Below are 15,133 nucleotides of genomic sequence, written 5' to 3'. Positions count from 1 at the left end.
GTGGGTTGGGGTGGGGCATGCGCTCGGCTGCTGCCCCACCCCGGGGTGGTGGGTGACTACTTGATCGCGCCCTGCGTCAGGCCGGACATCACCCAGCGCTGCGCGAACAGGTACACGACGATGGCGGGCGCCATGGCCATCAGGTACGACGCGAAGCTCACGTTGTAGCTGTTGCTGAACTGGGTCTGGAAGATGTTGTTGACCACGGGGATCGTCTGCCATTCGGGCTGGGAGATGATCAGCGAGGGCATCATGAAGTCGTTCCAGGAGCTGAGGAAGGCGAAGATGCCCACCGTCGCGGCCATGGGGGACAGGAGCGGGAAGATCAGCTTCCAGAACGTCTGCCAGGTGCTGGCGCCGTCCATCCGCATCGACTCCTCGAGCTCAAGCGGGATGGAGCGGAGGAAGGTGCTGAACAGCAGGGTGTTGAACGCCAGCCCGAACACGATGTGCAGGATGGCGACGCCCACGTAGTTGTCCAATCCGAGCAGGCCGGTGAGGCGCACCTGCGGCAGCGCGACGACGGGGAACGGGATGAACATGGCAGCCAGCAGGTAGTAGAACGAGTAGCGGAAGGGCTTGCGGTCCCAGTTGCGCACGATGGCGTAGGCAGCCATCGACGACACGAGGATGGCGCCGGCCACCGCCACCAGGGTCACGATCAGGGAGACCAGGAAGGCCCGCGGGAAGTTGGTCAGGCTCCACGCCTCGACGAATCCGCTGACGCTCCACGGGTTGGGGAGACTGAAGGCGTTGAGGTCGGTGGACTGCTGGGTGGTCTTGAAGGCCATCGAGATGGTGACGTAGAGCGGCACCAGGACGGTGAGCGAGGCAAGGATCAGCAGGACGGTGGCCGTCCAGTTGACCTTCTCCTGGCCGACGCGGCCGCGGCGCGACGTCGCCGCGGGGGCCGGCATTCCGACGGTGGCGGTGGCGAGTGGGGTGCTCATGAGCCGGACCTTCCCTGGGTGAGGCGCAGCTGCAGCAGCGCGATGACGATGGTGATGACGAAGAAGACGGCGGCGTTGGCCATCTGGTAGGCGTAGTCCCCACCACTGAAGCCGGCGAAGATGGTGAACGCGACGCTGCGGGTGGCGGTGCCCGGGCCGCCCTGGGTGAGGCCGACGATCTGGTCGTAGACCGCCAGGTAGCCCTTGAAGCCGAGGATCATGTTGATGCCCACGTAGCCGGCCACCAGCGGCAGCGTGATGTGCCACAGGTTCTTCGCCGGGGTGGCGCCGTCGATGGAGCTGGCCTCGTAGACCTCGCCGGGGACCGTCATGAGGCCCGCGATGTAGATGAGCATGGCGCTGGGCACCGAGCCCCAGGTGGTGACCAGGACGATGGCGAACCATGCCCAGTCCGGGTTGGCGAGCAGGCTCGTCGACAGGTTCTCGATCCCCAGCGCGGCGCCGAGCTGCGGCAGCGAGTTGTTGAACAGGAAGCGGAAGACAAACGAGTAGATGATGGCCGAGATCACCATGGGGATGACGAAGACGGTGCGCAGCGGGTTGGTGAACTTGATCTTCGAGGTGAGCCCCAGCGCCAGGAAGAAGGCGATGACGTTGACCAGGATCACGGTGACGGCGGCGAACAGGAGGGTGAAGCCGTAGGACGAGAGGATGTTCTCGTCGCGGAAGAGGGCCACGTAGTTACGGAAGCCGATCCACTCGAAGTCGCCGAAGCCCATCGAGTTGGTGAAGCTCATCGTGATGCCCTCGACGGCGGGGTAGGCGATCATCAGCGTGAACACGGCGACGGCGGGCACGAGGAAGAGCCAGTAGATGGGTTCGACGGGGCGCCTCTGCGCCTGCTGCTTCGCGGGCGCGCTGGCCCGGGACGGGGTTGACATGCGTGTGACTCCTTTGTCTCAGGCGCGGAAGGCGAGTCGGGCCCAGTCGCGGTCCAGCTGCGCGAGCAGCGGCTCCGGTTCGGCGCCCAGGGCGATCGACTGGAAGTAATTGGGGGCGGGGATGTTGTTCGGGATGAACTGCGAAGCGCCCATGTAGAAGCGGCCGGAGTCGTAGTACTCCTTCATCCCGAGGATGCGCGGGTCGGTGGCCGGGGCCGCGTTCTTGGTGGTGCCGAAGCCCAGGAACTCCGCGTTGTACGGGTCCTGGATCTCCGGCTTCATGAGGTGCTGCAGGAACGCCCGCGCCCCCTCCTGGCCGTCGGACACCTCCGGAACCCACAGGGCGAGGTCGATGTTGACGCGCACCTTCAGGTCGTCGGCGCTGTCGGTGGCCGGCAGCGGGAAGGTGCCGAGATCGAGGTCGTTGCCCACCTTCTCGAACTCGCCGAAGGCCCACGGGCCCTGGAAGATCATCGCCGCGGCGCCGTTGGCGAACGCGGTGTTGCCGTCGCCGTAGCCGCGGCTGGCGGCGTCCTCGTTGATGTAGCTGGTGAGCTGGACCATCTTCTTGACCGGCTCCAGCATTGTCCGCTGGAAGGAGACCTCCGAGTCGGGGCCGACGTCGGCGCCGATCTCGTTCATCTTGCGGTAGAACTCCGCGATGTCGACCATGCCGCCGGCGGGGTAGTCGAACCAGCCCTGCATGATGGTCCACGGGTCCATGAACGTCGCGTAGAACGGGGTGACCCCGGCCGCCTTGAGCCGCTCGCACACGTCGATCAGCTCGTCCCAGGTGGTGGGGACCTCGACTCCGTTGTCGGCGAAGAGGCGCTTGTTGTAGATCACCGAGGCGGCCATCGCGGAGTAGGGCAGCACGCTGGTGCGTCCCGGGTACTGGGGGTACGACTTCGCCAGCTCGACGATGTCCTCGCGGATGGTGGCCGCCTCGGGAAGGTCCGAGAGGTCCGACAGTGCGCCGCGTTCCATGAATCGCGCCATCTCGAGGTTGTAATTGAGCAGGCCGAGATCCGGTGGGTTGCTGCGCACGAAGCTCGCGGAGAGGTTGGTGGAGATGTCGTGCAGGATCCTGAACTTGTCCTGCGAGGCGCTGAAGTCGGCCGCCAGCTGGCGGAAGTAGGGCACCGCCTCCGGCTTGGACTGGTGGAACAGGATGGTCTGCTGCGAGCCGGACGAGCAGCCCGACGCCCAGGGAAGGGCGCTGGCGGCTCCCACTGCCGCCAGCCCTTTCAGGAAGGTGCGCCGGGGCGCGATGGTTGGAGTGTGAGGCACGTCGTTGTCCCTTCGTCGTTGGACGGAAACGGTTTACTTCGAGTAATATATTTAATTATCGAAGAAATCCGTACGGGTTTAGGATGCATCACGGAAGCGCACACGTCAAGGGGGTGTCGGGGAGTGGGTTCGACTGATCGCCAGGCGCGCCATCGGGCCAGCACCGCTGCGGTCCTTGAGTATGCGTGGGACGCGCAGGCGTTCGGCGCGGACCACGTGATCGACGCCCTGGGCCTGACCCGCTCGACGGCGCTGGCGGCGGTGGACACCTTGATCGACGTCGGCCTTGTCAGCGAGCTGTCCGGGCCCGCAGCCGTGCCGGGCCAGCGGATCGGTCGGCCTGCCAGGCGCTTCGAGCTGCGCGGAGATGCGGGCCTCCTCGTCGGGCTGGATGCCGGAGGCCGACGCTTCACCGCCATCCTTGCCGACCTGACGGGGAGGGTGCTGGCGCGCGAGCACCTCGAGGTGGCCAGCTTCTTCGACCTCACCGACCCTGACCCCGCGGACCGCCGCGACATGGCGTTCCGCCTGATCGACGCGGTGCTCGGCGCGGCGGGGCGCGCCCGGGAGGACGTCATCGCGGTAGGCGTGGGCGTGCCGGCGCCCGTCGACGGGCGGGGAGAGTCGCCGTCGAACCCGTCCGGGTTCTGGCGCTACATGAACGCGGACCTGCAGGAGGCGCTGAGCCAGGTGTTCCCCGCCGTGCGCGTGGAGAACGACGGCGCGCTGGCGGCGATGGCGGAGGGCGCGTTCGGAGAGGCGCGCGGCCGGGACCACTTCGTCGCCATGCTGTCCGGGCTGCGCCTCGGCTCGGGCGTGGTCCTGGAGGGCCGGCTGGTGCGGGGCGCGCACGGGGGAGTGGGCGAGCTTGAGGCCTTGACGTACGTCTCCGGGGTCGGCGGCACCTGGGGACTGGGGTATCTCGCCGAGCAGTGGCTGCGGTCCCAGGTGGGGCGCGGGCTGATCCCGGCCGAGCATCCGTGGTCCCAGCTGCCCGTCGACGCCCTCACCGCCGAGGTGGTGCTGTCCCAAGCGCGGCTCTCCGACCCGGTGTCGCGGCCGCTGCTCGAGGAGCTGGGCAGCACGCTGGGGCGGATCTGCACGGTGCTGTCGCGGTTCTACGACCCCGAGGTCGTCGTGGTGTGCGGCGCCGTCGCGGAAGCGCTGGGGGAGGTCATCGAGCTGGCGGCGGCCCATGTCGCAGACGAGGTGGAGATCCCGCCGCCGGTCATCCTGGCGTCGCGGCTGGGGGGCGACGTAGTGGCGCTCGGTGCCGTGTCCGCCGCCCGCGAGGCGGCGAGCGATATCGTCCTCCCGCTCCTGACGGGGCGCCTGGCCGGCTGAGCCGCGGGGTAATGGGGCACACGTGGGCCCCTGCACGGGCCCGATCTGACGGTCCCGTCTGCCACGGGTGCAACCCGCCAGGGATCAGGAACCCGTCACGACACCCGGCGGCGTCGGCTCGGTGGCCAGGGGGAGGGTGAGGGTGAAGGTTGAGCCGTTGCGGGGCCCCGGGCTGGTGGCGGTGAGGGTGCCGCCGTGGGCGAGGGCGAGGCTGCGTGCGATGGTCAGCCCGATCCCGGAGCCGCCCGCATCCCGGGCCCGGGCCGTGTCGGCGCGGTAGAACCGTTCGAAGACCCTGGTGAGTTGCTCGGCGGTGAGGCCGTCGCCGGTGTCGGTGACCCTGATCACCATGTCGTTCCGTGACTGGTGTGCGCTGATGTGCACCGTCCCGCCGGCGGGGGTGTGCCGCAGCGCGTTGTCGAGCAGGTTGCCCAACATCTGAGCCACCCTCTGCGCATCGGCCGACACGAGCCCGCTGTCCGAGTCCGCGGACAACCCGACTCCCTTCTCGGCGTATCGGGGCTCCACCGAGGCGACGGCTGCCTCGACGAGGTCCCGCACCGGGTGCATGTGGAGGTCGAGCGCGAACCTGCCCTCCTCTGCACGGGACACGTCGTCGAGGTCGGAGGCGATCCGCTTGAGCCGGGCGGCCTGCTGCATGAGCAGTTGTTGGCTGTCGTGGTCCCAGGGGACCACGTCGTCGACGATCGCCTCCAGCTCGGCGGTCAGCGTCGAGAGGGGGGTGCGGAGCTCGTGCGCCACGTCTGACAGGAGGCGCCTTCGGGTGGCCTCGGTGTCATGGAGCCGGCTGGCCATGTCGTTGAACGCGTCGGCAACTGTGTTGAACTCCGGGCTGGTGGTGGTCTTCTGCACGCGCGCGTTGTAGTCGCCCGCCTCGAGCAGGGCCGACGCGGCAGTCAACTGCTCAAGCGGTCGCCGCACGCGCCTGGTCTCCAGCCATGTCAGGCCGATGGCCAGGGCGAGGGCCACCGACAGGCCGATCCCCAGCGACCGGACGCCGGCGTCGAGGAAGGCTTCCTCGACGTGCTGCATCTCCGCGGTCCCGTCGGTGTGGCCGAGTTGCTGGAGATGCTCGTGGAACAGCGGCGGGCCGACCACCACGGCCACGAGGGCGGCGGTGATCACGCCGACGGTGACGACCAGCGCCTGGGTGAGGAACGTGCGGGTGCCCCAGCGCATCCGGCCCATGGAGTCGCGCAGTCGCCGTGTCACCCTGGTCCCATCCGGTAGCCCACTCCGCGGACCGTGAGGATGAATCGGGGCTCTGCGGGTGGGTCGTCGAGCTTCTTCCTGAGGTTGGCAACGTGGACGTCCACGACGTGGTCGTCGCCGACCCAGCTTGGGCCCCAGACCGCCTCGATGATCTGCCGCCTGCTCAGCGCCACGTTGGGCCGGCTCGACAGGGCGTCGAGGATGTCGAACTCGGTGCGCGTCACTCCCACCGGCCGGCCGTCGACCCACACGTCGCGGCCCTCGACGTCCACGCGCAGACCGCCGAACACGCGCGGGGCCGACGGCGGATTGCCGTGCCGGCGCGGTCGGCGGAGGACGGTGTTGACGCGGGCGACGAGCTCGCGCGGGCTGAACGGCTTGGTCAGGTAGTCGTCGGCGCCCACCGACAGTCCGATCAACTTGTCGACCTCGTCCGCGCGTGCGGTCAACATCAGGATGTAGCAGTCTGAGATCTGGCGGATCTGCCGGCACACCTCGATGCCGTCCATTCCCGGGAGGCTCAGGTCGAGGATGACGACATCGGGGTCCAGCTCCCGCGCCGAGCTGACCCCGTGCGGGCCCGTGTAGGCCAAGGCGGTGTCGAAACCTGCCTTATTGAGGTAGGAGGCGACGATCCCTGCCAGTGGACGCTCATCGTCGACCACCAACACGCTCGATCTGCGCAACTCGGACATACCGACATTATCGGCGCGCCCGCGTGGGTCCCCTAAGGCCCACAGGGCGGTGAGCGTGTTCTTGGCCGAATCTTGACACGGGCTGAAGGGTTCCCTGATGGCGAGGAACGAATCTGGGAACGTGAACGAGATCAAGGCGGCCCCGCCGCTGTCCGCACCGACCGAGCCGGTGGACGTCACCCTGGTGACCACATCCGCCTGCCACTACTGCCACGACGCCCACACCCGGCTCGACGCTCTCGACCGCGCGGGCCTCCTTCGCCTCACTACGGTCCAGGCGGAGTCGCCCGAGGGTCAGGCCCTGATCGCCGAGCACCGCCCGGGCCTGTTTCCACTCACGGTGGTCGGGGGGCGCTACTTCCATGACGGGCGGATCCCGCGCGGGAAGCTCGCTCGGCTCGTCGACCACCTCGGTGCCCGCTGATGGGCGCCGACCTGCTCAGCGCCGGGGGGATCCTGGCGGCGTTCCTCGCGGGCGGTGTGGCGCTCTTCGCCCCCTGCTGCATCGTGTTCCTCGCCCCCAGCTACCTGGCCGCTGCCGCGAAGAACCGTCGCTGGAGGCTGATCCCGCTGACCTTCGTGTTCGCGGCCGGCCTCGCCCTTGTCCTGGTCCCGATCACCATGGGGGTCAGCCTGATCGCCGGCGCCATCGCCAAGTACCACGCGGTCCTCTATTGGGCCGGCGGCCTGCTGATGATCGGCCTGGGGATGGTGGCGCTGTCGGGGGCCATGTGGTCGATGCCGTCGGTCCTGCGCGCCCCCGACACCTCCCGCGGCGACACGGCCACCTTCTTCAGCCTCGGCGTGTTCTCCGGCATCGCCTCCAGCTGTTGCGCGCCCGTCCTGGCGGGGGTGATGACCCTGTCCGCGCTGTCCGGCTCGCCCGTCGGTGGCCTCGTCCTCGGCCTGGCGTACGTGTTCGGGATGGTGATTCCGCTGTTCGTGATAGCCCTGCTGTGGGACAGCCGCCCCGAACGGATGCGCAGCCTCCGCGCCCGGCCCCTCCACATCAAGCTGGGCCGCCTGGCGTTGACCACCAACACCGTCAACCTGCTGGTCGCCATCGGGTTCGTGACCATGGGCATCCTGGTCATCGGGCAGGCAGGCGCGACCGAGATGACCGGTGCCGACGCACCCCTGGTCGGCGTGGGGGCATGGCTCAGCGAGGTCTTCGCCTGGCTGATCGCGATCACCGCCCCCATCCCAGAGGCCGTGCTCGGGCTGGCGTTGCTCGCCCTCGCAGCGGTGTTCGTCGTCGCCACCCTCAGAGACCGCCGTCGACACGAGCAGCCCACGGCGGCGGCCCACGACTGCTGCGACACCCAACCACCAGCGCCGGCGGACAACCCGACCGTCCCCTCCCAGGAGCCCCGATGACCCCCAGCGACACCACGACGCCGTCCCGACGCGAGCAACTACAGCAGCGCCGGCAGGCCGAGGCCCACCGCGACAAGACCCGCCGGGCATGGACCCGGATCATCGGCGGCGCGGTCACGCTCATCGTGCTCGCAGTCGTCGGCTACGGACTGTGGACCGCCGTGCCCGAGCAGGGCGACACCCAACGCCGCGCCCCCGACTTCACGCTCAGCACCACCGCAGGCACCACAGTGAACCTCAGCGACCTGCGCCCCCAACCGGTGCTCATCTACTTCAACGAGGGGGCGGGCTGCGCATCCTGCACCATGCAGATGGCCGAGATCGAGAAGAACCCCGGATTCGCCGAGGCCGGCGTCCAGGTGCTGCCGATCGTCATGAACACCGCCCAGCAGATCCTGCCGGACATGCAGCAGTTCGGCGTCACCACTCCCTACCTCCTCGACGACGGGACGGTGTCCAAGGCCTACGACGTGCTCGACAAGGGCATGCACCCCGGGCTGCCCGGACACGGGTTCGTCCTCATCGACGGCGACGGCGTCCAACGCTGGTACGGCAACTACCCCTCGATGTGGCTCGACCCGCAGGAACTGCTCAACGAGATCACGGCCCGCCTCGGCTAAGGGCAAGCGTCCAGCATTTGATTACCCAAGGTAATGAACTAGACTAATCAACTGCTACGAAAGGACTGCATGCCCGACTACCCCCCAGACCTCCTGAGCCTCGCCAATGACGTCCGCGTCGCCTGCCAGCGCATCTCGCGCCGGGTGCGCTTCGAGAGCACCAGTGACGTGGCTCCGCACCAGTTCTCTGTGCTCGTGTTCCTGCACTTCGAGGGGCCCCGAACGCCGACGCAGCTCGCGGCCAGGGACGCCGTGAGTACGCCGTCGATGACGCGAACGGTCAACTGCCTGGCGGACAAGGGGCTGGTGGCACGGTCGCCGCACCCGCAGGACGGGCGGCAGATTCTGGTCTCGCTCACCGCCGAGGGCGTGCGGGTGGTCGAGGAGACCATCGCCAACCGCGACACCTGGATGCTCGCCCACATCGCCACCCTCGCCCCGGAGCAGCTCGACCTTCTCCGGCGGGCGGCGGATCTTCTCATGGAGGTGTCCCATGCGGAGTGATCAGCGGGGGCGCATGTTCGCCTCCTTCGCGGTGCGCAACTACCGGCTGTTCTTCGCCGGCGCGCTGATCAGCAACATCGGCACGTGGGTGCAGCGGGTGGGGCAGGACTGGCTGGTGCTCACCGAGCTGACCGACGGTTCCAGCGCCGCGCTGGGCATCGTCACCGCGCTCCAGTTCCTCGCCATCCCGATCCTGGCCCCTTATGCGGGCGCGCTGGTGGACCGGTTGCCGAAGCGGCGGATGCTCGCGGTCACCCAGGCACTGCTGGGGCTCACGGCGCTGGCGCTGTGGCTCGTGGTGGCGCTGGGCGTCGTCGAGCTGTGGCACGTCTACCTCTTCGCGTTCCTGCAGGGCGTCGTGACCGCCTTCGACAACCCCGCCCGTCAGTCCTTCGTCTCCGAGATCGTGCCGCCGGAGCTGCTGCCCAACGCGGTGGGCCTGAACTCCACGTCGTTCAACGGCGCCCGGCTGATCGGACCCGGCGCCGCGGGGCTGCTGATCGCCGCCTTCGGGGTGGGCCCCACGCTGTTCATCAACGCCGTGAGCTTCGCCGCGATGCTCGCCGCCGTCCTGGCCCTGCGGCCCGGCGAGCTGCGCCCCTCCCGGCTCGTCAAGGCCAGGGGCGCCACGCGCGACGGCCTGCGCTACCTCGCGGGCCGGCCGGACCTCATCGTGCTCATGGTGATCGTGTTCGCGCTGGGCACGTTCGGCATGAACTTCCAGATCTACAACGCCACCATGGCCACGGAGGTGTTCGGGAAGGGTGCCCAGGAGTACGGGCTGCTGGGCACGATCATGGCCATCGGCACCCTCGGCGCGGCGCTCGCCGCCACGCGCCGTACGCAGCCGGGCCTGCGCACGGTCCTGGCCGCGCTCGGCGCGTTCTCGGTGAGCACCGCCCTGCTCTCGGCCGCCCCCACCTTCGCCACCTACGCGCTGCTGCTGGTGCCCACCGGGTTCTTCGCCCTGACCGTGATGACGACGGCGAACGCCGCGGTCCAGCTGGGGACGGCGCCCGAGTTCCGCGGCCGCGTGATGGCCGTCTACATGGCGATCTTCATCGGCGGCACTCCGCTGGGCGCCCCGCTCATCGGCTGGCTGGGGGAGCTGTGGGGCCCGCGATCCATGGTGCTCATCGGGGCACTCACCACCGGCGCGGCGGCACTCGGCGTGCTGGCCTATCTCATGGCGCACGACGGCGTCCGGCTGGCGGTCGAGCGGGGCTGGCCGCTCCGGTTGCGCGTGTGGATCGCGGAGCGGGAGCCCCAGCCGACGAGGGGCTGAGCCGCTCCAATCTGATGGTTGACACTTCAACTAAAGACGGATAGGCTGGTTTCACATTCAACCAGTCACCGCAAGGAGCCTCCATGACCGCGACCCTCGACCAGCTCGTCGGGACCTACACCATCGATCCCAGCCACACGGAGATCGGCTTCACCACCCGGCACGCCATGGTCACCAAGGTCCGGGGCGCCTTCACCGACTTCCAGGGGAGCGCCTCCACCGGCGCCGGGCTGAGCGGCGCCGCCATCGACATGACCATCAACGCCGCCTCCGTCGACACCGGAAGCGCTGACCGCGACGGGCACCTCCGCTCGGCGGACTTCTTCGACGCGGAGCAGTACCCCACCATCCGCTTCACCTCGTCGAACGTGACCACGCCGTCGGGCGACACCCTGCGCGTCGAGGGCGACCTCACCATCAAGGACGTCACCCGCCCGGTGGCCATCGACTTCGACTACGAGGGCTCGGCCGTGGATCCGTTCGGCAACGAGCGCGTCGGCCTCTCCGGCTCGGTGCCCGTCAACCGCAAGGACTTCGGCCTGGTCTGGAACGCGGCCCTCGAGACCGGCGGCGTGCTGGTCTCCGAGAACGTCAACCTGGTCTTCGAGGTCTCGGCGATCAAGAACGCCGACGCGGCCGAGGCCGTCGTCGAGGAGCCTGTGGCCGAGGAGCCGGTGGCCGCCGCCCCGGCCCAGCCCGCGGCCCGCGCCGCGGAGACGGCCACCCCTGTCCAGGGCGGTTTCGTGGGCTGGCTGAAGAAGCTCTTCAGCTGACGAACACCTCCCGAACGCCGATGAGGCGCCACCCGGTTACCTGGGGTGGCGCCTCATCGGCGTTGTGGGCTGGGTCAGCTCAGTGAGTCGATGATCTCGTTGAGCGTCTGGGAGGGGCGCATCACCGCCGTCGCCTTGGCGTCGTCGGGGCGGTAGTACCCTCCGATGTCGGCCGGCCTGCCCTGCACGGCCAGCAGCTCGGCGACGATCGTCGCCTCGCTGTCGGCGAGTGCCGCGGCCACCGGCCCGAAGACGGCGGCCAGTTCGGCGTCGTCGGTCTGCGCGGCCAGCTCCTGCGCCCAGTACATGGCCAGGTAGAAGTGCGAGCCGCGGTTGTCGATGCCGCCGAGCTTCCGGGTGGGCGACTTGTCATTGTCCAGGAACGTGCCGGTGGCGCGATCGAGCGTGGAGGCCAGGATCCCGGCCCGCGCGTTGCCCTCGGTCTGGGCGAGGTGCTCGAACGAGGCGGCCAGCGCCAGGAACTCGCCGAGCGAGTCCCAGCGCAGGTAGTCCTCAGCCACGAGCTGCTGGACGTGCTTCGGCGCGGAGCCGCCGGCGCCCGTCTCGAACAGGCCGCCGCCGGCCATGAGCGGGACCACCGACAGCATCTTGGCCGAGGTGCCCAGCTCGAGGATGGGGAACAGGTCGGTCAGGTAGTCGCGCAGCACGTTGCCGGTCACGGAGATGGTGTTCTCCCCGCGGCGCAGCCGCTCGACGGTGAACCGCGTGGCCTCGACGGGGCTCATGATCTCGATCTGGAGCCCCTCCGTGTCGTGCTGGGCCAGGTAGGTGCGGACCTTCTCGATGAGGTTGCGGTCGTGCGCGCGCTCGGTGTCCAGCCAGAACACCGCGGGCCAGCCGGTGAGGCGGGCGCGGGTGACCGCGAGCTTGACCCAGTCCTGGATGGGGGCGTCCTTGGTCTGGCAGGCGCGCCAGATGTCGCCGGCGGCCACGTCGTGGCTCATGAGCACGGTGCCGGCCGCGTCGACCACCTCGACGACGCCGTCGGCGGGGATCTCGAACGTCTTGTCGTGCGAGCCGTACTCCTCGGCCTTCTGGGCCATCAGCCCGACGTTGGGGACGGTGCCCATGGTGCGGGGGTCGAAGGCGCCGTTGGCCTGGCAGTCCTCGATGACGGCCTGGTAGACGCCGGCGTACGACGAGTCAGGCAGGACCGCGAGCGTGTCGGCCTCCTCGCCCTCGGGGCCCCACATGTGGCCCGACTGGCGGATCATCGCGGGCATCGACGCGTCGACGATGACGTCCGAGGGCACGTGCAGGTTGGTGATCCCCTTGTCGGAGTTGACCATGGCCAGCTTCGGGCCGTCCGCGAGGCCCTGCTCGAACGCGGCCCTGATCTCTTCGCCGTTGGGCAGGGCGTCGAGGCCGGCGAGGATGGCACCCAGGCCGTCGTGGGTGGAGAGGCCGGCGGCCGCGAGGTCCGTGCCGTATCGGTCGAACACCTCGGGGAAGAACGCCTCGATGACGTGGCCGAAGATGATGGGGTCTGAGACCTTCATCATGGTGGCCTTGAGGTGGACGGAAAACAGGACGCCGGACTGCTTGGCGGCGGCCACCTGGGCGCGGAGGAACTCGTCGAGCGCGGCGGCGCGCATGGCGGTGGCGTCCACCACCTCGCCCTCGAGGACCTTCAGCCCGCCCTTGAGTACCGTCTCGGTGCCGTCGGCGGCGCGGTGCCGGATGGTGAGGGTGTCCGCGGCGGGCAGCACGACGGACTGTTCGTTGTGGCGGAAGTCACCGGCGTCCATGGTGACGACGGCGGTCTTGGACTCGGGGGTCCAGGCGCCCATGCGGTGCGGGTTCTTCTTCGCGTAGTTCTTCACCGACTCGGGCGCGCGCCGGTCCGAGTTGCCCTCGCGCAGCACCGGGTTGACGGCGGAGCCCTTCACGCGGTCGTAGCGGGCGCGGACGTCGCGCTCCTCGTCGCTCTGGGGGTCCTCCGGGTAGTCGGGGAGCGCGAAGCCCTGGGACTGGAGCTCGGTGATGGCGGCCTTGAGCTGGGGCACCGACGCGGACACGTTGGGGAGCTTGATGATGTTGGCCTCCGGCTGCTTCGCCAGTTCGCCGAGTTCGGTCAGGGCATCGTCGATCCGCTGGTCCTCCGGGAGGGTGTCCGTGAACTGGGCGAGGATGCGCGCCGCCAGGGAGATGTCACGGGTCTCGACGTCCACCCCGGCCTGGCCGGCGTAGGCGTTGATGATGGGAAGGAGGGAATACGTGGCGAGCAGCGGGGCCTCGTCGGTGAGGGTGTAGATGATCTTGCCCATGTGCAGTGAACTCCTCAGGTTTGGCTGAGGCTCAGCTTATCGGTGCGCCACCGAGTTCGACGCTGGCGAACACCCCCACCGCCCAGGACCACGTTCTTTGGAGGAACCCGCCGGATTGGGTAGCCTGTACCCACGAGTATCTGACAGATTCCGCGGCCAGTCCGCGAAGGACAAAGCAAGGGGGTCGACCCGATATGGGGCGCGGCCGTGCAAAGGCGAAGCAGACCAAGGTGGCCCGCGATCTGAAGTATCGCGCGGTGGACACCGATTTTTCGTCTCTGGAGCGCGAGCTCCGGGGCGGCGCGATCGTTGACGAGACCACCAACGACATCCCTGAGGCGTACGCAGAGACGACGGGCGACGACGACGACTACGACGACGAGTACGAGCGCCGCACTTCCTGAGGCCGGGCACCCCTGGGTGCCCGACGTCGAACTTCCAGGCTACGAGCAGCTGGTCATCCCCCTCCCGGATGCGCCCGTCTATGCCCTGGAGCCCGAGGGCAGCCTGGTGGCCACCCTCGTCCGGCGGAACCCGCCGACAGGCAACCGGGCCGTCCTCTACATCCACGGCTGGAACGACTACTTCTTCCAGACGCACCTCGCCGACGAGATGGCGGCACAGGGCTTCGACTTCTACGCCGTCGACCTGCGCCGCTACGGCCGCTCCCTGCGCGACAAGCAGCTCGCCGGCTACATCGTCCACCTCACGGACTACTTCCAGGAGTTGGACCAGGCGCTCGCCATCCTCGTCGAGGAGGGCCACGACCACATCGTCCTCATGGGGCACTCGACGGGGGGCCTCGTCGCCTCCCTGTGGGCCCACGAGCGCCCGGGAGTGTTCGCCGCGCTGATCCTCAACGCGCCCTGGCTGGAGCTGCAGGGCAACTCCGTGCTGCGTCCCGCCACCCAGCCCGTGCTCAGCGCGGCGCGCGCCGTGGTGGCCACCACCGCCCTCCCGCAGCTCGACACGGGCTTTTACCGCCGGTGCATCGCCAAGGCCGAGGGAGGTGAGTGGGAGTACAACCACAACCTCAAGGGCGATCCCGCGTTCCTCATCCGCGTGGGCTGGATGGCCGCGATCCTCGAGGGTCATGCCAAGGTGGCGCTGGGCCTCTCCATCGACTGTCCAGTCCTGGTGGCCGTCTCGGCCCGCAGCGACTTCCGGCGCGTCTGGGACGAGGACTTCCGGCTGGCCGACATCGTCCTCGACGTGGATCGGATCGCGGCCAGGGCGCCGAAGCTCGGCCATCTTGTGGTGATCGTGCGCATCGCCGACGCCGTGCACGATCTGGTGTTGTCGCGCGACGACGTGCGCTCGAGGGTGTTCGCGGAGTTCTCGCGCTTCCTGCGCTTCTACGCGGCCTAGCCGGCCTCCAGGCGGGTTGCCCCCGATAAACCAAGAAACCCCCGCCGGGGCGGGGGACGTGGTGGCCAGGGCCGGGATCGAACCGGCGACCTTTCACTTTTCAGGCGAACGCTGCTACCAGCTGAGCTACCTGGCCAGGTGGCCGGGCGTTTAAGCCGACCTAGCGACCCCGACGGGACTCGAACCCGCGACCTCCGCCGTGACAGGGCGGCGCGCTAACCAACTGCGCTACGGGGCCAATTTCTTGACCTGCTGGCCTTGCCAGCCCGGTAACTATAGCGTGACTACTTCCCAGAAGGGAAATCGAGCGAAACGCCTTGTCGTAACCGGTTTGCGCCCACTCCCGAGAGAGTGGGCAACAGCATCCCCAACGGGATTCGAACCCGTGCTGCCGCCGTGAAAGGGCGGAGTCCTGGGCCGCTAGACGATGGGGACCAGCTAGGGCGATTCTACGGAGATTGGGCGCGGAGGCGCAAACGCGCGGGCGGCCCGGTACCGCGCGGA

General features: G+C 68.9%; 15 protein-coding genes and 3 tRNA genes. 9 read left to right on the top strand and 9 right to left on the bottom strand.

Annotated features, from left to right (window positions below; genetic code table 11):
- Positions 1-56: 56 nt before the first annotated feature.
- Genes ACX1D3_RS15135 through ACX1D3_RS15125 form a run of 3 tightly spaced genes read right to left on the bottom strand, consistent with a single transcriptional unit; the run spans position 57 to position 3,142 of the window.
- Positions 57-950, bottom strand: coding sequence for a carbohydrate ABC transporter permease (locus ACX1D3_RS15135; protein WP_458994631.1), 894 nt, complete (start codon positions 948-950; stop codon positions 57-59).
- Positions 947-1,852, bottom strand: coding sequence for a carbohydrate ABC transporter permease (locus ACX1D3_RS15130; RefSeq protein WP_458994630.1), 906 nt, complete (start codon positions 1,850-1,852; stop codon positions 947-949). The genes ACX1D3_RS15135 and ACX1D3_RS15130 overlap by 4 nt, the downstream gene beginning before the upstream one ends.
- An 18-nt stretch (positions 1,853-1,870) precedes the next feature.
- Entirely contained in the window at positions 1,871-3,142 is a 1,272-nt protein-coding gene (locus ACX1D3_RS15125; protein ID WP_458994629.1) for an ABC transporter substrate-binding protein, read from the bottom strand.
- 123 nt (positions 3,143-3,265) lie between these two features.
- Here ACX1D3_RS15125 and ACX1D3_RS15120 point away from each other — a divergent pair, with 123 nt between their 5' ends.
- Positions 3,266-4,486, top strand: a complete 1,221-nt coding sequence (locus ACX1D3_RS15120; RefSeq protein ID WP_458994628.1) for an ROK family protein — start codon at positions 3,266-3,268, stop codon at positions 4,484-4,486.
- 84 nt (positions 4,487-4,570) lie between these two features.
- On the opposite strand, the gene ACX1D3_RS15115 is transcribed toward ACX1D3_RS15120, so the two are convergent.
- Both ACX1D3_RS15115 and ACX1D3_RS15110 read right to left on the bottom strand, forming a co-directional pair.
- Positions 4,571-5,719, bottom strand: a complete 1,149-nt coding sequence (locus ACX1D3_RS15115) for a sensor histidine kinase (RefSeq protein ID WP_458994627.1) — start codon at positions 5,717-5,719, stop codon at positions 4,571-4,573.
- Complete coding sequence (locus ACX1D3_RS15110) at positions 5,716-6,414, bottom strand: response regulator (protein WP_458994626.1); 699 nt, start codon at positions 6,412-6,414, stop codon at positions 5,716-5,718. Before ACX1D3_RS15110 ends, ACX1D3_RS15115 begins: the two co-directional genes overlap by 4 nt.
- A 97-nt stretch (positions 6,415-6,511) precedes the next feature.
- On the opposite strand from ACX1D3_RS15110, the gene ACX1D3_RS15105 reads away from it, so the two are divergent.
- From ACX1D3_RS15105 to ACX1D3_RS15080, 6 genes are all read left to right on the top strand, one after another.
- A complete protein-coding gene (locus ACX1D3_RS15105; RefSeq protein WP_458994625.1) occupies positions 6,512-6,838 on the top strand; it encodes a thioredoxin domain-containing protein in 327 nt (108 codons plus the stop codon).
- The gene (locus tag ACX1D3_RS15100) at positions 6,838-7,791 is read left to right on the top strand and encodes a cytochrome c biogenesis CcdA family protein (protein WP_458994624.1); all 954 of its coding nucleotides are present in this window, start codon (positions 6,838-6,840) and stop codon (positions 7,789-7,791) included. The genes ACX1D3_RS15105 and ACX1D3_RS15100 overlap by 1 nt, the downstream gene beginning before the upstream one ends.
- Entirely contained in the window at positions 7,788-8,411 is a 624-nt protein-coding gene (locus ACX1D3_RS15095) for a peroxiredoxin family protein (RefSeq protein ID WP_458994623.1), read from the top strand. The genes ACX1D3_RS15100 and ACX1D3_RS15095 overlap by 4 nt, the downstream gene beginning before the upstream one ends.
- Before the next feature lie 69 nt (positions 8,412-8,480).
- Complete coding sequence (locus tag ACX1D3_RS15090; RefSeq protein WP_458994622.1) at positions 8,481-8,915, top strand: MarR family winged helix-turn-helix transcriptional regulator; 435 nt, start codon at positions 8,481-8,483, stop codon at positions 8,913-8,915.
- Positions 8,905-10,200: an MFS transporter gene (locus ACX1D3_RS15085; RefSeq protein WP_458994621.1), complete on the top strand. Its 1,296-nt coding sequence runs from the start codon at positions 8,905-8,907 to the stop codon at positions 10,198-10,200. Before ACX1D3_RS15090 ends, ACX1D3_RS15085 begins: the two co-directional genes overlap by 11 nt.
- 83 nt (positions 10,201-10,283) lie before the next feature.
- A complete protein-coding gene (locus ACX1D3_RS15080; protein ID WP_458994620.1) occupies positions 10,284-10,973 on the top strand; it encodes a YceI family protein in 690 nt (229 codons plus the stop codon).
- A gap of 74 nt (positions 10,974-11,047) precedes the next feature.
- On the opposite strand, the gene ACX1D3_RS15075 is transcribed toward ACX1D3_RS15080, so the two are convergent.
- Positions 11,048-13,261, bottom strand: coding sequence for an NADP-dependent isocitrate dehydrogenase (locus ACX1D3_RS15075; RefSeq protein ID WP_458994619.1), 2,214 nt, complete (start codon positions 13,259-13,261; stop codon positions 11,048-11,050).
- Positions 13,262-13,455: 194 nt separating this feature from the next.
- On the opposite strand from ACX1D3_RS15075, the gene ACX1D3_RS15070 reads away from it, so the two are divergent.
- Together ACX1D3_RS15070 and ACX1D3_RS15065 are read left to right on the top strand one after the other, a co-directional pair.
- Positions 13,456-13,665, top strand: coding sequence for a DUF3073 domain-containing protein (locus tag ACX1D3_RS15070; RefSeq protein WP_458994618.1), 210 nt, complete (start codon positions 13,456-13,458; stop codon positions 13,663-13,665).
- Between the two features lie 16 nt (positions 13,666-13,681).
- Complete coding sequence (locus ACX1D3_RS15065; protein WP_458994617.1) at positions 13,682-14,629, top strand: alpha/beta hydrolase; 948 nt, start codon at positions 13,682-13,684, stop codon at positions 14,627-14,629.
- 59 nt (positions 14,630-14,688) lie between these two features.
- Here ACX1D3_RS15065 and ACX1D3_RS15060 read toward each other — a convergent pair.
- The 3 genes from ACX1D3_RS15060 to ACX1D3_RS15050 all read right to left on the bottom strand — a co-directional run bounded on the left by ACX1D3_RS15060 (position 14,689) and on the right by ACX1D3_RS15050 (position 15,064).
- Positions 14,689-14,765: transfer RNA gene (locus tag ACX1D3_RS15060), tRNA-Phe, on the bottom strand.
- Positions 14,766-14,793: 28 nt separating this feature from the next.
- Positions 14,794-14,867: transfer RNA gene (locus ACX1D3_RS15055), tRNA-Asp, on the bottom strand.
- 124 nt (positions 14,868-14,991) lie between these two features.
- A tRNA-Glu gene (locus ACX1D3_RS15050) sits at positions 14,992-15,064 on the bottom strand.
- Positions 15,065-15,133: the final 69 nt, after the last annotated feature.

The organism is Tessaracoccus yangjingae (assembly GCF_054483935.1).
This window is presented reverse-complemented; position numbering and strand designations above follow the sequence as displayed.